Annotated in this window: 7 protein-coding genes; all 7 read right to left on the minus strand. The window is 57.5% G+C overall.

Annotation, left to right across the window (positions count from 1 at the left end; all coding sequences use genetic code 11):
* Positions 1 to 141 precede the first annotated feature (141 nt).
* From DMP17_RS07745 to DMP17_RS07775, 7 genes are read right to left on the minus strand one after another with little or no spacing between them, the layout of a single operon-like run.
* Positions 142 to 12,408: a filamentous haemagglutinin family protein gene (locus DMP17_RS07745; RefSeq protein ID WP_337828489.1), complete on the minus strand. Its 12,267-nt coding sequence runs from the start codon at positions 12,406 to 12,408 to the stop codon at positions 142 to 144.
* 30 nt (positions 12,409 to 12,438) lie between these two features.
* Positions 12,439 to 12,990, minus strand: coding sequence for a hypothetical protein (locus DMP17_RS07750; protein ID WP_337828490.1), 552 nt, complete (start codon positions 12,988 to 12,990; stop codon positions 12,439 to 12,441).
* Positions 12,991 to 13,004: 14 nt separating this feature from the next.
* Positions 13,005 to 14,516, minus strand: coding sequence for a putative porin (locus DMP17_RS07755; protein ID WP_337828491.1), 1,512 nt, complete (start codon positions 14,514 to 14,516; stop codon positions 13,005 to 13,007).
* A 55-nt stretch (positions 14,517 to 14,571) separates the two neighbouring features.
* Positions 14,572 to 15,309, minus strand: coding sequence for an energy transducer TonB family protein (locus tag DMP17_RS07760; RefSeq protein WP_337828492.1), 738 nt, complete (start codon positions 15,307 to 15,309; stop codon positions 14,572 to 14,574).
* A gap of 3 nt (positions 15,310 to 15,312) precedes the next feature.
* Positions 15,313 to 15,717, minus strand: coding sequence for an ExbD/TolR family protein (locus tag DMP17_RS07765; protein WP_337828493.1), 405 nt, complete (start codon positions 15,715 to 15,717; stop codon positions 15,313 to 15,315).
* Between the two features lie 9 nt (positions 15,718 to 15,726).
* A complete protein-coding gene (locus tag DMP17_RS07770; protein ID WP_337828494.1) occupies positions 15,727 to 17,511 on the minus strand; it encodes a DUF2341 domain-containing protein in 1,785 nt (594 codons plus the stop codon).
* Positions 17,512 to 17,537: 26 nt separating this feature from the next.
* Positions 17,538 to 19,295, minus strand: coding sequence for a ShlB/FhaC/HecB family hemolysin secretion/activation protein (locus tag DMP17_RS07775; RefSeq protein WP_337828495.1), 1,758 nt, complete (start codon positions 19,293 to 19,295; stop codon positions 17,538 to 17,540).
* Between the last annotated feature and the right edge of the window lie 344 nt (positions 19,296 to 19,639).

The following is a 19,639-nucleotide window of genomic DNA, read 5'->3' on the forward strand; positions in this document are numbered from 1 at the left end:
AATTAAGCCGGAACGGCCTTGCGCGTACGCTGTCCTCCAAATGGCAACGGGAGCATGGCTTTGCGCGCCATGCTCCCGTCATCCCGTTATTGCGGGCCCTGATCGGCAGGCCCATCCGGAGGCATACCCCCCGTTTTACCTTCAAGCGCGCGGGCGGATGGTATAGCTGTTCGGCGTTACCTGAACCACCTGAAGGTCATTCTGTTCGATCAGCATCTGGAGCGCGCGCTCCGGTGCCATCGTGCCCCGCACCGCAGGCGCAATGCGGTTGCCGACCTGCTTCGCATCGAACAGGATATTGATCTTCGCCAGCTTGCCTACCGCGCGGATCGCATCATCGGTCGGCTGCGCCGGGACGTTGAAGCGAACCAATTTGGGCGCAGGTGCGGGAGCATCGGGACGCTGCGCCGCAGGGCGGGATGCAACCGGCGTGGCGTCCTGCATCGAACGGGTTTGCGGACGGGGACGTGCGGCCGCCGGGACGCAGCGGCCATCCCGATAGGTTTCACCATCGGGACAGCCTTTGCCAAAACCGGTAACCAGCACTTCGATAAGCGACGGTGTGGTCACCGCAGCCCCTTCGCGCACCTGTTTGGTGGCATTGGCCAATTCTTTTTCCAGCCCGCTACCACGGGCGGCCAGATCACCGGTATCGAGCGATGTCGGCGGCGCCGCGGGCTTTTCGGGAAGGCCGGTGACGACACCCGCAACCTCGATATTATCCGCGCCCAATATTTCCACGGCCACCGCGTTGAAGTTGCCGCTCACACGAATACCTGCATCGCCCGCGTCAATAATGCCGTTGGGGGCAATCAGATCGACGTCGGCGGGCGGTGTGCCGTCAACCGTCGCGAGCGTCCCGATGCCCGCACCGGTCGGTAGACCCGCAGGCTCCCGCACGATCCGCGCATAATTGTCGAACAGATAGTCGAAGAAGGGCGGGCTGATCGACGTTTTGGCCCCCTTACCTGCCGCGATGTCGCCATAAGAGGACCAGATCATGACATTGCCGCCCTTGGTAGTGAGGATACGCGATTCATTCAGCGTAACCGCATCATGGGTGAGAATGTTAATCTCTCCGCCATTGGTGGTGACAATACCGGAACGCAGCGCGTTACCGCGGTCGCCTTCGGCAGCAGGCTGGCCGGTCTGCGCGGCGGACGCCACCACATTGACCAGTTCGACCTGACCGCCCGGTATTACCAGTTCGACCTTGCCGCCCGCGTTCGAGATGATCCGGCTGGCAAAGGTTTCATAATCGCCAGCCCAGTTTTCGCTCTTTTCCTTTTCCGCGCCGGGGAACAGGGTCGCGATTACGTCATATCCGCGCTTGGTGCTGTTGTAGCGGTCGCTCTTGGGATCATTGGTTTCCCGGCCCGTCGTACGCAGTTCAAGGAACAGGACACTCCGGTAGAAAGGCGTTTTATAATCGGTCGAAAGCCCGTTCCAATAGGTCCATGCCGTGTCGAGATAGGCTTTTTGTTCGGCCAGCGTTTCAAAGGGTGCCAGCCCCTGCAAACGGCGGACATAATTGACCAGCCCTTCGCGCGGTTCAGGCTTGGCAAATTCGCCGGTTGCCCCTGCCGCCCGCGGATATTCGCGATCGAACAGGTAAATCGACAGGCCATCCTCACCTTTCAGATAATCGGCAAGCGTCCCGTGCGGGTCAATATAGGCTTTTTCAAAGGCCTCATAAGAAGGCAGTTGGTTAAAGCCTGCGCTGACCGCAATATCCGCGCCCCCTTCCACCCCGAAAGGCGTCCGTTCGGTGACGATGCCGATACTATTGTCCGGGAGATAAATATCCGTGCCCGCCTCCAATTCAAGACGGCCCGGCCCTTTCACCTGAAGATAGCCATATCTGGTCGTCCCACCATTATCCACCGACACTGTCGGTAAGCCGTAATGGCTTTGGTCAAAATAAATGCCTTTGTGCGCCCGCACCAACGTCACGTCATTGGGATTATTATGCTGGGTTTCAAAGCTGGGGAAATAGATATTGCCTCCTGCCTGGAACCAGGTTTGTTTGGGCAGATATATCCCGGCAGCGAACGAGCTGACGATGTCCCCCGACCCCGCATAAATACGCGCAGGGACCAAATCCCCTTTATGCAGTTCGGCGCGGAATGTTTCATTGAACGGCTGCGTTCCGGGATAGGCTGTGCCGATACCCGCCGCCGCAAGAGCCGCTATATTCCAATAAGCGGACGCATTGCGGTAATTGGTCACGGTATTGAGCAGTTCCGGCAGCGCCTGGCTCATATAAATGCCTTCGGACTCCCCACGATATTCGGGATTGAGATAAATTCTTCCCGATTCCCTCAGGTCTGACGCATCGGTCGTATAACCGATCTGCACATTGCGTCCGGCCAGGATATCAAGATTGCCCTTGGGGGCCGGGGAAATTATCATCCCGCCCAAAATCCGGACATCCCCCGTTGCCGCAACAGCCGAGAATGTGGGGGGACGTAACCGGTAGAGAGTGCCTTGCGCGAAATCGCCCGGGCGCTCATCCGTCCCGTGGAAAAAGCGCGGGCCGGGAACCGACGAATAACGCACCATTTCCGTATTATGGCCGGAATTGCTCATGATGATATTGCCACCGGCCGAAAAAAGATCGGCAGACGCGTTGTCGCCATAGCTGATAATAGCGTGCGACCGATAATCTTCCCACTCTTCCTGACGATACATGACCGGATTGATGAGGACCGGGTCCATAATCGAATCGATGTAAAGATCGCCACCTGTCCGAATTTTAAAACTGCCCGTGCTGGTCAGCATCATCGGATTGAGCCGGAAGGGGATGGACGCAATGCGGCCATCGGTATGCAGATAACATGTCAGGTAACTACAGTCATAGTTAAAGCGGGAGATGGTCCCGCCGGGGAGCATCGCGCCGCCGATATTCATGTCGGCAACGCCATTGCCCACCAAATAGACCCCGCCATAGACATTGCCGCCAACGCGCATCGAAAGATCGCCGCCGCCGCTATAATGCGCGACCCGCACAACATCATCGTCGGTGCCGCCGGTGACGCGGACGCTGTCGGGAATGGAAACACTCAGATTATGGACATCGCCCGTGACGTCCATCCTGATATTACCGCCGCCCAGCGCGCCTACCCCGCCTTCGAATGCGGCATGATTAACCCACCAGCTCGTCTGGTTATATTTACCGTCTTTTTGACGGAAGAACAGGCCGGTCGCCTCGTTGGTTGCGCCTGATCGTCCCATATAGCCGTTGGGCAATTGCGGAACATCATAGCTCGCCCGGATGCTGCCCGCCGTCTTGATCGAAATATCCCCGCCGCGTTCACCATATTGAGCCGTTTCAGGCTTATCAAAACCTGCAATATCGGCGCTTTGGCGACCCATTGTGTAGATTACCGACGGGCGCTCTGCGAGGACCAGATCGCGACCTGCGACCACTTCGATGGCCCCTGTGCCAGTGCGCACATGATAGCCGGTGGCATTGTTCCACTGCATATATTCGCGGTAATCAAAGGGGCCAGAAACATAGCCGACGGTTCCGTCTGCCGCTTCCTGGCCATAGCCGCCACCCGTTCCGAACAGGATCCATGCGAGCGGGCGCCGCGCATAATATTGTGTATCGGCATAATCGCCGGTGACCGGGTCTTTTTCAATGACGGCACCGGTGCGCGGGTCAATATATTTGCCATCGTCATTGCGTTGCAATTCCACCCAGCCGATGTGGTAATTGCCTTCATCCTCCCTGCGAACGAATTTGCCGTCCGGACCGACCATATAGAGGCGATGTTCATTGCCATAGGCCGGGTCATAAAAATATTCGATTGTGTCGGGCGTACCGCCGACAATGACCGACCCCTTGCCAGCCGCGAGGCGGCTTCCGGCCAGCACCGCCGCACTGGACGGGCTATCAAGATTGGCACCTGCGGTGAGGTTGAAGGACCAGCTATCGCCCTTCATCAATTTGCCATCGACGATGCCATCCGAAAGATTGGCATTGATAAGAAGATCGCCGACCGACCGTAGGGTAAGGACACCCGGCGCACCATTGAAGCGCAGACCCGAAAGATCCCAATCTTCGGCCAGTTCCATATCCTTGCCGCTGCGCAGTTCGATACCGGCCACCAGCGAAACGCCGCTGCCAAGCCGCGCTTGGACGGCCCCTGCATTATCCATGAAGCGGATCGCGTCGCTCGTATAACGGTCAATCCCGGCCTGATCGATTTTTTCCACATTTTCATAAAGACGATAGGCTTCGGCATAGACCGAGGCTGCACCGGTTATGGTCCCGTCGATACGGTCGATAGCCATATCAGCGCCGATTTGCGGGGCACGGAAACGGACGGTTCGCCCGCCCTCTCCGGTCCCCGATACATTGATCAGCGCCCCTTGCTGCATCGCAATGCCCGCTCCGTTCTGGCCGAGCGTTTCGATCAGCACGGTGCCGCCCGCGCCCTTGGCATCGAGCGCATGGGCAAGCAATTTGGAGCCATTGACAAGGGTCAGCCCTCCGGCTGCGGCGAGGTGGATATTGCCGCCATCGGTGCCCGTTGCATCAAGGGTTCCGGCAATATTGAGCGCGCCGTTATTGGCGATGATTTCCAGATTGCGCGCCTTGACGGTGCCGGTCAGCGCAACATCCCCATTGGCAATTTCAAAGCTGCGCAACTGGCGGAAGCCCGCTTGGTCAAGCGTTGCGTTAAACGCTGCAAAATCGGCCATGCGGTTGGTGAGCAACCGGAAGCTGCCGCTATTAAACCCGCCGGACGCATCGCCTTTGATTGTGCCGTGGAGCAGCGCCTCGCCTTGTCCGACGCTGATGTTGAGCGCACCGGCATGGCTTCCCGCCTCGGAGCCGGAAACATTGACGAGCGCATTTTTGGCGAGGACCAAATCGCCTTGGTCCGCTGTCAGATTAACCGCGCCCGCATCAATGCCGACCTTTTTGTCGAACAGCGTGACCTCGCCGCCCGTCACGTCAATCCGCGCACCGTCCCCGATGCGTACATCGCCTTGACGCGCATGCAGGTTGAACGTGCCTCCGGTAAGCTTGGTATTGCCGACAAAATCCACCGACGCGCCGGTCAACCCGACGGTTGCACCCGATGAGGAGAAGGGTTGGAGTCCGGCGTCCACACCGCCATTGGCAATGAGCGCGCCCGTGGTATCGAAATAAAGCTGCGCGCCACTTTCCGCCGTAATTTGCGGCGCGTTGAGCGTGAGCGCACCGGCCGCATAAAATGTACCGATGCCGCGACCGATAATCCGTTGCGTCGCCGTTATCGTGGTCGATCCGAAACCGGTCAGGGCCTTGTCCGCACCTTCAAGATAAATATTATCCGCTGACAGATACAGGCTCCCTGCCCCTTCTGTCGCAGCGCCGCCAGCCCCGATGCTGTTTGCAAGCGTCAGGTTTTTAGCGCGAATATCGACCTTGGCGTCGCTCGCGTCCATCAGGCGCAAAGCGCGGCTGTCGAGCGTTATCGTGCGATCGGATGCAAGGGTCACCGGACCATAAAAATCAATCGACGAATAGCTTTTGAGGCGTAGTTCTGCGGCATTGGTCAAAGCGCCCAACGAATTGTTGGAAAACACCAAACCATCCACGCTATCAGGGACCGCACCAAAGCTGATTTTCCCGGCCGCAGCACCAAGGCTGCGGGTCAGCAGCGTCGCGTCGGGGTTTAATAGCATCTGGTCGGTCGCATCCAGATTGACCGAATTGCTGCTTTCAAGCGTCGCGCCGCTTTCGATATAGATATTGCCGCCCGGCTGTATGGCTTCAAGACCCTTTGTTGCACGCAAGGCGTTGATTGCGGCCAGCTTGTCGGGATCGGACAATAATTCTTTCATGCGATCCAGCGCCGCTGCATCGCGCTTCAACGCTATCAGCCCGCCATCCGACAGACGCACAACGCCGCCCTGATCAAGGGCCGGATTGATAAGAACATCGTCGGATGTCCACGGTGTGCCTCTGGTGTCGATGACTTCTTGATAGGCAGCGGCAACCACATAGTTGCTCGGCTCACCGGACAATTTGCCCCGTGTCGCCATCTTGCTGCCCGTCGTGACGCGGATATCACCCTTTGATGCCAATAAGAGTTCGGGTGCCACCAGTTCCGATCCGGCATTGTCGACAACCACATCGACCCCTGCGACATTCATGACAATGTCCGTGCCGCTAGTATCCCGAAGGCCGCCAAGCAACAGGCTTTCCGCGCCGAAATCATTGAGCTGCTGGCTATCGACCAGCAAATAGCCGTCATATTTGGATCTATCGGTATTCGTGCCGGTCACCACCAGTTTGGACGCGGAAATATCGACAAAAGCGCCGCGGCCCTTTTCCTCTTTGCCGGTTTCAAGCTTGCCTTTGAGTGTCAGCGATTTGCGCACGTCCAGTTTCAGGCTGCCGTCATCCATCGGAATACGGGGCACTTCTCCCACAGGAAGATTCACCCGGACCCGTTTTTTGAGATAATCGGGCGAGGTAAAAAAGCTGTTTGCAAAGGCTTGGTTATATTTGCTGCGCATCCGCAACGTATCGCCCGGCATGACATGGAAGCCGTGGCTGCGCTGTTCGGCGGCACCGGACAAGCCGTCAATTTTATAGCCGGACTGGATGCTCGATCCATCGGTCAGATCCTGCACCGCGCCGGGGATCATGGTTTCGGTGCCAGCAACACGATGGTTGGCGGTTACGCGGAACGCGCCGGGGAGCAACGCATATTCTGCCGGTAGGAGCGTATAATAGCCCGCCGGCAGACCGCTTCCGCCCGCCAGATAGACTTTGTCGCCCACGCCCACAGCCGACGCGCCAAAGCCTACGGGCGCGGTGTCATTGTCATAGCCTGGCAATACCGCAAAAATCTCCTTGGGCGCATCGACCCATTCCAGATCGGAATTGCGATAGCCGGTGAGCCAATCTTTTGTGCCACCAATGCCGGGCGAAAATTCGCGCGCGAACAAATCGCCGCCGCCCGCAAGGTCGATGACCGAATTGACCGCCACATCCACATGGTCGCCGCTCAAATTGACTGTTTTGGGCGACAGGCTGACCAATTCTTTCAGCGTAAACGGGTCAATCCAGCTATCCCCGTTACGCAGATAGCCATAAGGGATGATATTGCCTTCCGCAGACACCGACGTCAGGCTTCCTGCTCCAAGAACAAGGCGGCCCGACCCTTCGGCATCGGTGGTAAGGGCTGTCAGCGTGATCGTGCCGAGCGGCGAGCGGATGGTGCCGTGATTTTCGATCACCGGCGCGCGCAAAGTCAGTGCCGCCGCTGCTTCATAAGGCGATCCGTTAATCCGATCGCCTGCAACCTGACCCAGATTAATAATAGCGGTATCGGAGATGACGTTGAAATCACGTCCGGTCGCGGCATAAATCTGGTCGGCTTGGAAGCGGAGCAAGCCGGAAGCATAAAGCTTTCCGCCGGGGCGTTGTTCAGAATAGCCTACGGGATCCACCCCACGGAAGCGGAGATCACCACTGCTTTGCAGTAGAGTATCGGTAAAGCCGTCCAGTCGCGCCGATATAATTTCCACAAAATCGGCTTTGACATGCAGCTTGCTGTTCACGCCGACCGGGCGAATACCATAATCGGCAACGGCACCATAATATTCGGTCCATTTGAAGCCGTCATTATCCATCGCGCCAAGTTGGACCTGTTTGGCTTCAAGCAGAATATTGGCATTGTCTCGCCCGATAATGCGAGGAGCTTGGATACGGATGAGATCCAGCGGCTTACCGCCTTTGCTCCCTGCCCCGCCAATTCTGGCATCGCCCGAAAAAATGATACCGCTATCGCTGGCCAGCGACAGGCGGGAAAACCCACCATCGGTAAAGGTGGAAGGCGTGATCTGCGCGATTTGGGGTTTGCCCTCAGGCGCATCGGGGAGTTTGAAACCGAAATAGCCGAACAGGCTCACAAGACCCGGTTCAATTTCGGGCAATTCAATCGGCCCGGTTGGAACCGACAGCGCATCGCCGATTACAAAGAGCGGGGGAACGCCCATCGCTGCGGCAGTATAATCGTTAAATACCTTTATCAGTTCGTCACGATTATTGACAATAAAACCGGCCGGAAATTCAAAATTCTGGCCCAGCGCCGATGCCCAGTTGATCTTGCTGAAATCCACGCCGTACGGACTGGCCACCATATTGCCATCAAGGTCATAAAAGCTGCCCCAATTGGCATACATTTCCAATTGTTCTGCAACACTGAGCGGGGTGGTTCCCGCCGCGCCGCCCGTGCCATAAATGCCCTTCCAGCTTATATCGAACAGGCCGCCGCGCGCTTTTGCGCCGCCTGCCGCGCCGATATAGGTGGCGTCATTAATGTCGAGCGCACTGCCCGTGATCTGAACCGTCCCGCCATCGGAATCGATGCGCGTGGGCGTGCGGTAAATATTGCCGTCTTCTCCTATGGTCGGCAAATCCAGCAACGAACTGGTGCCCGACACATCAATGACACTTCCTTTGGCAAGCGTGATATCAAAAGCGTCTATCGCGATACGTCCGCCATTGCGGACTTCGCCATCGACAAGGTCCTGCCCGTTGCTGGCGCTCTGACGCGAGGTAATCAGTGTTGCGCCAGCGACCGAAAGGCGCGCGGTGTCAAGCAATTCAACCACCGAGTCTTTGACACTACCCGTTCCCAGAAGGATGGAGCCTGCGGGCGCGACCATACTGCCGGCGACGCGGCTATTGCCGATAAGGCTGATAGAGCCACCGATTTCGGTAGAAAGCAGGCTGTCCTTGCCGGTGAAAATACCCGGATTGGCCCCCCCGCTATTGACCAGGGCCGTGGTGGACGCAAAGGACAGGGTCATGCCATTGCGCAAAGCGGCAGGCCGGTCTTCGGGGGCCATCGAAACAATATCGGTGATCGCGTAAATATCCGTACCCGAAGGCGCGAGGATTGACGGTATGGTGCTGGCATTGATCGAACCGTCGCGCAGCTTCATTACCGCGCTGGTGGCATGGACCTTGGCACCTTCCATCAGCGTCACAGTAGGCGCAATCAGGCTGATAGAAGAAAAGCCGCTTTTTTCAAAAAAATCTGGAGTGATTAAAAACTGGCGCGGCAATGCGGCAGGGTCACCGTCATTCGCCCCACTGTCTATCGGAGGCAAGGCATTGCCAATGAAGACCGCATCGCTGATGCTGAGACTGAACTTGCCATTCCCGCCCATGCCAAAAGCACGCGCATGGGGAAGCGCGCCGAGATCCAGAATATCTTTTTGGCCGACATTGGCAAAGATGTTGAGATCGCCGCCTTTGCCGAGGTTTAGCTTGCCATCACGGTCGAGCCAGGCTCCGCCGGACGTGTCGAGCCGTACCGAATCGGGCAAGATAAGATTTGTTTCATATGTTTCCGTACTGCCCCCTGACCCTAGCGTAATAGAGCCGCCATGGATGCGCGGCAGCGTGTCGAGCGCGACGGGTTCGTCAATTTCATAATCGCTATACCATTTGGCATGTGTGTCGATGCTGGTGCCTTCACCCAGCTCGAGCGCCATGCCGCCCAAGGCGACATTGCCGCCTTCGGTGCGGATATTGCCCAATATCTTCATCCGGTGGTCGGCCGCAAAGTCCAGCGACGCACCATTTTTGAGATCAAGGTCAGCGCCTTTTTCCAACGTGAAGGTGGTGCCATCCTCGGGGTCCAGTGACCCGTCCGGCTTATACACGCCCGAAGAGCGCAAGGCATAGCTGCCCATCGTCGAGCGATTGAAAAAATCGTCCGATGCCAGCGTCATATTGTCCGACGTTCTCACCTGCGCATCGCCCGGCTCATATTCTTCGCCGAATTTGTCACCGAACACGCCGGACAGGTTGGTATCGAGTGTAAAATTGGTCGGGAGCGTCATTTCGATGGCGGAAATCAGCACCTTGTTGCTGACATATTCGGTTTCGCTCTCGCCTGCCTGGTTTAGCCGGAAAATGCCGCCTGCGGGGATTTTATTACGCTGGTAGCGGCCCGCAACAGTTTCCCCTCTGAGCGTGCCTTGCAACAAGGTATCGGGCGCGAGAATATTGATTTCCCCAGCCTTCCCGCCTTCGACATAACCGGTTTCATAGCGCCCGACCGAACTGGAAAAGAGCGGGATATAATAGCTTTGCTGCTTGCCCCATTTGCTATCATAGCGGGTCCATTCATTGGCCAGACCCATATATAATTCATCGGGGTCTGCTTCGCGAATATCAATGACTGTGCCATCCAGACGGCGCAGCAGCGTCGAATAGACATAGCCCGCCTCATAGGTCGTCATGCCGCCTGACACGTTGATGACCGATCCCGGCGCCATGATAAAATCATCGCCGATATCCATATTGAGCGTGCCGCCTTCGGTCAGAAACTGTGCAAGCGTGCCTTGCCGAAGATTGTCCAGCCCCTCCCAATTGGCAATATCGGTGCCATAACGGCGGTCGATATTAATCTCCTTGCGCGCGAGCGGGCCGTCGCGCTGCACCGGAGAATCGGCAAATTGGGCTGCAAAGAATTTGCCCGTGACCTGATGATACCCCATCGGCAGCACCGTGGATTTCCAGCCGGACAGGTCGATGAGCGAACCTTTGTCCATGAGGAAGCGCGTGCCGTCCTCATTGTCCGTATTCATGCCCGCGCCGCGGTTGTTCCAAACATGAATACCCGCATCGAGCAGCACCTGCATGGTGCCGCTCGGCATATAAATGACCGCATCTTCCTGCAAATGGACTTTGCCCGCATTGATCTTGAGCGAGCCAACGCGCTGCTTGCCTTCGGTCAGCGGGATTGTGTCGGTTGCTTCAAGGTCAGGCGTTATTTGGGTGAGGCTTTTTTTGCCGAAAATGACCGTACCGTTGCCGGGCACAAGCGCGCCATCATATTCGTTGTTGAAATTTTCCAACGTATCCTGAACGGTCCCGGCAAAGCGGATTGACGCGCGGAAAGATGCGGTGGAGGTCATGTCCACCGCGCCATTCTGGATCATGTTCCAGCCAACAAAATCGACACTGCCGCCGCGCTTGGCGTTGATGATCCCGTTATTGACCGCGTTGAAATGCTTTGCGCGCTCCGCCTGGATTTCGTGGATATATTGCACGGTCTTGGCGCCGATGCCCGAATATAGGTCAGAGGGAACGGTTTCACCAATTTCGAACGTCTGGCCTAAAATCTTTGCATAAAAAGCCTGCCAGCGTTCATCGCTTACCGTCTGCGGCGGCCAATAATAAGGTATCGTCGCTTTGGAAAAGCCGATCGGATTATAGGCCCCGACTGTGGCGAGAAGCTGGCCATTGATCGCCCCTTTGCGCAGGTAAATATTGTCGCCCGCCGCCAAGATGACCTGACCTTCATCAGACGCATTAATCTTGCCGTTATTGGTCACGGTCGGGCCGAACAGCATGGCTTTGCCAAGCTTACCGGTCGTCACCACCGAATCGCGGCCAAGCGTCACTTTGAAACGCAATGGGTCATTGGGATCATCAGTCACCGGAACCGGATTGTTGATTCCGAGCAGCGTCATCATACCGCCCGACTGGTTCGGCCCCAAAGCATAGGTCCAGCTATTGCTGAAGACCGGCTCTAAACGCCCGTTATAATCGCGCGCATAGGACAGGATGCCTTCGTCAAACTGGTCATCACGCATATAGAGCGAGGAGAAGATGACCTGCTGTGCATCGACTTTCCCGTTTACGGCCAGCCCTTGCGGCGCAACGAGATAGATATGGCCGTCCGCCTTGATGTCCCCGTCAAATTTGGTCACGCCTTGGTTGTGGAAACGGTTGAGCATGATCCAATCGGATTTTTCCTGCTGGATCCGCAACAACTCTCCGGTTTGTTGCTGGAAGCCGTGCCAATCGAGCTTTGCTTTCTCTGTCGCTTGGGTAATCGTGGTGACGCCATTGGCGGAATCAACATCCGCAACGCCCGTGCCCGTCACCAGTTGGCGGACATTGATCTTGGCATCCTTGCCGATCATCACGCCATTATCGTTGAGGATATAGACGCTGCCCTTGGCGCGGATTTCGCCATTCACCTCGGCGGCATGGGCGCCATGAACGCGGTTGACCGCAATCCAGTCCGCCGCCTGCTGGCGGAATTCCAGAATTTCGTTGGTTTTAAGGCGGAAATCCTCCCAATCGAGCAAAGCCTTTTGCTTATGTTGGTCGATCACCATCAACGGGCGACCATCGGCATCCTTGCCGATGACCGGAGCCGACGCGCCCTGCCAGACCGATACGCGCCCGCTGGCATCCATCGTGCGGCCCGCCTGCAAGCCCACCATCGTCCCGAAAACCTGTCCCTCTTGCGCCTTCGCCGTGACGGGGGCGAGCAGACACGCAAGCGCAAGCGCACCGATACTGACATGGTGCAGCATATGGCGGGTGCGACGTGAGGGCTTGGGGTTGCTTTGGGGGGTGGTGAACATGACAATCATCCTCTCGGTGAAGCGCCGATATTATTGGGGAGTTGAAGGGGGTGCGGGCTTGGTCGCCGGATCAGTGGCCTGCTGCTGCTGTTGCTGCTGTTGTTTGGCCTCCGCAGCCTCGCGTTGCCGGGCAAGGTCTGCGTCCATGCGCTTTTGCACGGAAGGCGGGAGCGTATGCTCGTAAATGCGGGCCGCACGGAGTTTGTCTTCATACTCCTGTTTCAGATTTTCCATCCGGACCCGCCCGGTCTGGAAAAACGGATCATAGCTTTTATTCTTCATCAGCCGGTCGAGCATCGCCTGGGCCACTTCGTAAAGTTCGGCATTACGCGTGCGTCCAAGTTCTATTAGCTCGTTCCGCAGCGCCAATTCCGTCCGCAGTCGTCTGACCTCTTTGCGGGCATTGTCGAGCGCGACGGCATCCCGCCGCACTGCTTCGGCAGCCGCAAGACTTTGGGCATCGGATGCGTCTTTGCTGGCGGTTGCTGTCGCGGGGGCAGTAGTGACCTGCGCCGATGCGCCGGTGCCGCCCGCCAAGGATACGACAGCAAGCGCGACGATAAAGTGGAAAGGACGGTTCATAGCGGCCATCCTCCTCAAAATCCGGTACGGACATGGACTTGCAGCACGTCCACCGCATAGGGCGCGCCCGCAATCTGGTTGGTACTCAACCAGCGAAGGCCAAGCGTTGTGTTGCGGAACACCGCATATTCGCCTTCAAGCAAATAGCCTTTGACGTTGGTGCCGCCGAGACCGAAATCGCTGTCGGTTAAAATGTCCAGCACCGCATCGGTTTCAAGATGCTTATAGGCTGCCGCAAGCCGCCAATCGCCCGGATTGGTCAGACGACGGCCGGGCAGTTCCGATCCGACATCAAGCCGCACCTGCCAACCCTTGTCGCCGGGCTCGACACCGGGTTCGACGCGCAGCGCTTTGATTTCATTCGCATCGAAAGCAAGATTCTGGATATATTCGCCGGTCACGCCGATTGCGATATCGGGCGTGCGATAACCTACGCTCCCCGTAACAGCGAGAATATCATATTCGGACGCAAGACCCGGCAAGGATGTCAGCCCGTCATTGCGGATATTGAAAATCGAGTTGCCGCGCGAGAGATAAACGGGGGCCGTATAATCGTTAAGCCGCGAATTGACCGTATTTTTCTTCGACTGCATCCGCTCGAAATCATAATAAGCGCCCGCAAGCTTGAAGCTCAGCCCGCTTTCCAGTTCCGCATCGACGCCGACCTGACCACCGACCATGAACCGGTCGGAGTAAAGTTCCCGTTCCTGCATCGGGAAATAGCCACCTGTCGCGAACAGGCGCGCAGGGCCGATTTTATGGTTGGCCACAAGGACCGCGCCTTCGGGATTAACGTCGCCGTCCCACATCATGTCGGTCGAATAAAAAGGATTGGGCATCCGGCCCGCGACAAGTGCGACTTGGTCCACCGGACGGAGTTCGACATAAGCGCGGTCGATATATACGCCGTCATGCGCAAAAAAATCGCCCAGCGTGCGGTTGGTCGATACAATGCCGGGCGCATCGCCCGAGCCCAGACGCAAACCGAATTTGACCTGTTTGCTGATCTGCGCATTGACGCCCAACAGCGCCTGGTAACGCATACGCCCGCGATCCTGTGTCGAGTTCATGGATGGCGGTAATTTAAGCGGCGCCCCACCATCTCTGATAATCTGGTTGAGATCGGGGAAAAAAGGGAAATTATCCTTATCGAAATTTTCATATTGGTAACGCGCACGAAAATCGCCGGTAAGTTCCAACCCGTCCATCCATTTGGGCAACACGCCGGGGGCTACCAGCCCTTCCTGCTTGGCCGACGCCATGACTTCGGCCTTGACCTCTTCCTTGATCTGCGCGCGGACGGTTTCCGGCACATAGGATACGTTTATCGGTTGCGATGCCGCATTATGGGTGTCGCGCTGTTTGCGTTCTTCAGCCTTCTGGCGCGCGCGGTTGAGCAGCTCCTGCGCCTTGTCATAAGGAATGACGCCTTCATCGACCAGCAGTTGGAGGAGTTCTACTCCCATTTCGTCATTCGCTTGTGCCGACGCAGCGGCCGGCGTTGCCAGAACCATAATTGCCGCCAAGGACCGCATGATATATTTGGAACGAAACATTGAATTTTCTCCGTGAAAAATCTGGCTAGCCGCCCGGACGTTTGAGGTTGATCGTCGCATAAGTGGACGCCCCCACATTGTCCGGACGACGCTGGGATAGAGGCGGCAGGTTGGCGAGAACCTCCCGGATGGCAGCATCAAGCTTGGCGTCACCCGACGAGCTCAAAAGCTGCGCGCCGTTGATGGTGCCGCTTTCGGCGATGCTGATATTTACATTGACCGACCCGTTGGCCGCTTTGGTGCGCGGGTCACGCTGGAGTGCGCGGCGGACATGGGCTTCAACCGTATTGCGCCAGCCGCCAAGGCCGCCGCCGCCCCGTCCGAAACGCCCGCTACCGCCGCCGTAAAGACCACCGCCGCCACCGGCTGCGAGCCGGAAGCTGTCCGAACCGGAATCGGCTGCACGGTCGAGTCCGGCAGGCGCTGCGGTCGGTGTGGGGGAAGGCTCGGAAGACGCCGCGGGTGCCTCGTCGGGCGTCGGCTGCTCCACCGGCTTATCTTCGATCGGCGTATCTTCCGGCTCGATGATTTCCGGTTCTTCCTCCATGATTTTTTCTTCAGGCTCGGGTTCGACCGGCGGCGGCGGTTCGACAACGGTGATTTCCTGGATAACCCGCTCGACTTTGACGGGTTGGCCATCACTATTGCTTATGAACCACCACGCCGCCGCAAGAGCCAACACGGCAAGCAGGACAAAGCCTAGCCCGATAAGCCGGTCATCCACACGCTTGCGCTTGGGTGTGTCGAAAGCGGACAAAGCCATGGGTCAGCTCTTCTGCCGTTCGCTCACGAGGCCCAATTGCGTGATGCCGAGGCTCGCGCAAATGTTGAGCACTTCCATGATGCGGCCATATTGGCTCACCTGATCGCCCTTGATGACGACCGGAAATTCCGGCGTGACCGCTTTGAAAGCGCGCAGTTGCGATTCCAGTTCGTCGGTCGTTACCGGAAAAGTATCGAGATAGATCTGGCCATCACTGTCGATCGTAATCGCTTTGGTGGTCGGCTTGGCAAGGCTCACCGAAGAGCTGGCCTTGGGGACATTGACCTTGATCCCCTGCACTGACGCGGTGGTCATGACGATGAAGATGATGAGCAACACATAAGCAAGATCAAGCATCGGGGTGATATTGATCTCGTCATAAGGTTTGGGCTGGCTGTGGACCTGCATCACATCCTCCTATTCAGCAGCGACGGCGTGATGGGTCTGGTAGCGATACGTTTCGAGATATTTCTTCTCGAGTTCGTCAGAAAATACCTGATTGTCGGTCAGGATATTATTCTGTTGCCCCAGCAGATAGTTATAGCCGAACAGCGCGGGGATCGCGACGGCAAGCCCGGCCACGGTCGCGAGCAATGCGGCGGCAATACCCGGCGCAATCGCGTTGATGTTGACATCCCCTGCTGCGGCAACGCCCGCAAAGGTAATCATCACCCCGATGACGGTGCCGAGCAGGCCGAGGAACGGCCCTCCGGAAATCGCGATGGTAAGCAGCACCATGGATTTGCTCAGCCGCTGCATTTCGCGGGCCTGGGTGGCATCAAGTGCCGAGCGGATAGCGGCCACCGATTCCGGCGCGACGGCGGGACGACCATGACCGCGCGGGGTTTCATCGACGCGGTTGCGCAATTCGCTCTGGCCGGTTTCAAACAGTTTGGCGAGCGAGGAATCGGGCGCGGTCTGGCCGATATTGGTTTTCACCAACATTTCGGCGTCATTGCGCTTGGCCAGTTCCTCACGATATTGCGCAAGGAAGGCGCTGTTTGCTTTGGCGGTGCGCCCGAACAACATCCCCTTGGTAATCATCACAAACCAGGAAATCGCCGCCATGACACCGAGGATTGCGATGACAATCCAGGCATCGAGCGTCAGCGCGCCGAACAGGATACCGAAATAATTATGCCCACCCGACCCGGCGCCTTCGGCTTCGGATGCGACGCTGGCAAAGTTGGACGAACGTCCCTGTGCGGTTGCTGCGAGCGCAAAAGCCGAGGCAGGCGCGGCTTTGTTGCTCTGGCTGATCTCGTCATAATCGCCCGCCAGCGCGGCAATGTCGCCCGACGCGCCGATGATGGTTTCCCCGGCAATGGCCGGCAATGCTCCGGCAATGCGCGCAACCGACACGCCATTGACGAATAGTTCCGCGCCTTCCGGCCCTGCCGATACGCCGACATGGTTCCACGCGTCGGGGGCGAGCGGGGTTGTCGCGGCCGCTTCGGTCGCGCCTAGTTTGAGGAAAGGCACGCCTGCACGCACGCCGATCTGAAGCACATCCGCGCCACCGGCGCTCGCCTTGCGGGTATAGATAAGGGCTTGGTCGGCTTGCGCTGCGGCAGGGCGGACCCAGACCGAAAAGCTGGTGCCCGCGCCTGCTGCCGCTGCCATGCTCTGGCTCGCCGCAACCTGCATCGATCCGCTTTGGTCCAGCTTGGCTGCACCCGCGATAAGACCATCGGCAATCGGCTTATATCCCGCCGTTACGATCTGGTTGCGGTTGGCGGTCGCGTCGACCGGTGCATCCTCGTTGAGGTGGAGGACCAGCGTGCGCGATGCGTCATAGGTCGCATTGGACGCAGCCCCCGGCTTTGCGCCTGCATTGCCATAATAGAGCCAGATTTTCTGTTTCGATGCAGGCGCGACCGTCGGCACATCGACCCAGACCAACGCCAGACCGGCGGTAGGGTCGAACTTTTCGATGTGGAAATTGAGCGGTGTCTTGTCATCTTCTGCGACAAAACGCAGGTCGCTGCCGTCCGCCTTGACCTTTGAAAAGTCGAGGACGCCATTGTGCAGACGGATAAGGGCGGGCTGGCGCTGCAAACCTTCCTTAACCCCGGCCACGGTTCCGCTATCCAGCGTCACCGCGCGGCGTTCGGTCCAGCCATCATTCCACCAGGCCGCTGCAGGCGTTGCAACAACCATGGCCAATGCGGCACAAAGAGAAGCTAAAATGGGATGCTTCACTGAACTATTCCTCCTGTTCAAACCGTTCAAAATTCCGTCCAGAGACGGAACTGGATGCGAAATTTCCTGTCGATGTCGAAAGTTGCGCCGCCCTTGTTCAAAAGCGGCGTGGCCATGAGAACGGACGCGTTGAAGCGCTCCAGAAAACGCAGCCGCAACCCGGCGCCCGTGCTCGCAAGATCAATGCGGGCGGCTTGGGTCGAAAGCGGGTCATAGATACGCAACAGCGCACCATCGGCGAACGCGAACAGGCGCAATTCCTGATCCTTGCTGAGCGGAATCAGCGATGGCGTTTCGATTTGGAACTGGCCGGAGACACCGTCATCGCCCAGCTCTTGGCTTTCGAGATAGCCGCGCACGCTTTCAAGCCCGCCTGCCGAAAATTGCTCGTTGGAGATGAGCGGCATACCCGCAAATTGCGCGTCTATCCGCGCCGAGGCAGACCAGTCCTCCGCAAAGCGATGGCGATAGGCGGTGTTGAGGCGGATAGCGTGCCAGCTTGCACTCGCATTCCAGCGTTTGTCGCGGAAAGCCCGTTCATCAGCCCCGAACCCGCGAATACCGAAATGCAGACCGATACCGCCTTCGAAACTATCTTTATCGCCCGCTTCCGATACGGCCCAGGCAAGGCTGAACGGTATATAGGTGATCGGCGTTTTGGCGGTGTCGGAACCCAACACCAGATTTTCTTCGAAATCCTTATAGTCGATACCGGCGGTAATCTGGTGCTGCAGAGGGCTGGTCCCCTCACCGGTGGTAAAGCTGTAAATACCGCGCAGGCCAAAGATATTGCCGCTGCCCAGAACACCGACGCCGCCAATTGCGGCAACGTCGCTTTCCGAATGGACGCCATAGCCGACGATGGTCCACGGCGTTCCTTGGATCGGCGCGACATAGGAGGCGGAAAGGATCCAGCTTTGCCCCGGATCTTCGGGGGCGAATTGGCCCTGGATACCCACGCTATGCCCGCGCTGGAAAAGATTGGCATAGCGCGCCGACGCCGCCACGCGCAGCCGCTCGCTGCGCGCACTGTGACGGTCATTCAGTTCCAGCGAACCATGAACAGAGCTTTGGTCATCGACCTGAAGAACGACATCAACCGTGCCCGGCGCGTCACCGGCCATCAATGTCGGCGAAATGGTACGGTCCGGCGAACGGTTAATCGCCGCCATTTCCTTCGCGACATCCTGATAATTGGGAACGCCCCCTTCCTTGAGGCTGGGGACCGCATTTTTGATACGTTCAGGCGAGATATGTTTGGCATCGGCGACGCGCAGACGCCCGACCCGCATTTCGATCACATCCAGTTGCACGATACCGCCGCGCACATCCTGATCGGGTATTTCGACCGCAACGGTCTCATAGCCTTTTTCGCGATAGGCCGCCTGCAGCGCCGCACGCGCATTTTCGACGTCGGCAACCGGACGTTGCGGCCCCAAAAACGGCAGGACGGCTTTTTCAACATCCATCACCGAAAGCACCGTATTGCCCTCGATCCGATAATTCAGAATATCGACAAGTTTGGACGGCGATGCTTGGCCCGTCGCACCAGTAGGCGCGGGCGCAGATATGTCCGGCGCATCTTCGGCAGGCGGCGCGGGCGGCGCTGGAGGCGCATCGGTGACGGGCGGCACTGCTACGGGCTGACCAGCGACCGAGGCCTGCGCAACGGACGGCAATGCCTGTCCGGCGTCCGGCGGGGTGGCAGCCGATTGCTGCGCCTGAACACCGGTCGGCAATAATGCCGCCGCAGAAATGCCCGCAACAAGAATCCGGATACGCAATCGAACCCCCTAAACCTTGAAGGCAAAATATCTTTGCCATTTTCCTTGCGCGTGGATTCTTAAAGTAAACCCCTCAACGCAGCGTCCGAATAGGGAGATAATATGACTCTAATGTTACATATGATAATTATTTATGAGATTATTATAACTATATAATTAGAGCCAGACTCGAATGTCTTGCTATAGTTTTAATATTTTATTTAAATGAGATTTAAACATAGCGCAGCATCATCCAAATTATATGGATTTTTACTTCATTAATATTGAAGCGGCCTATGTTTATATTCTGATGGATGACGGCATATGTGGATAACACCACGCTTTGCGTCGTCCTGACGGTAAAG

This window comes from Pseudonocardia sp. TMWB2A (assembly GCF_017312135.1).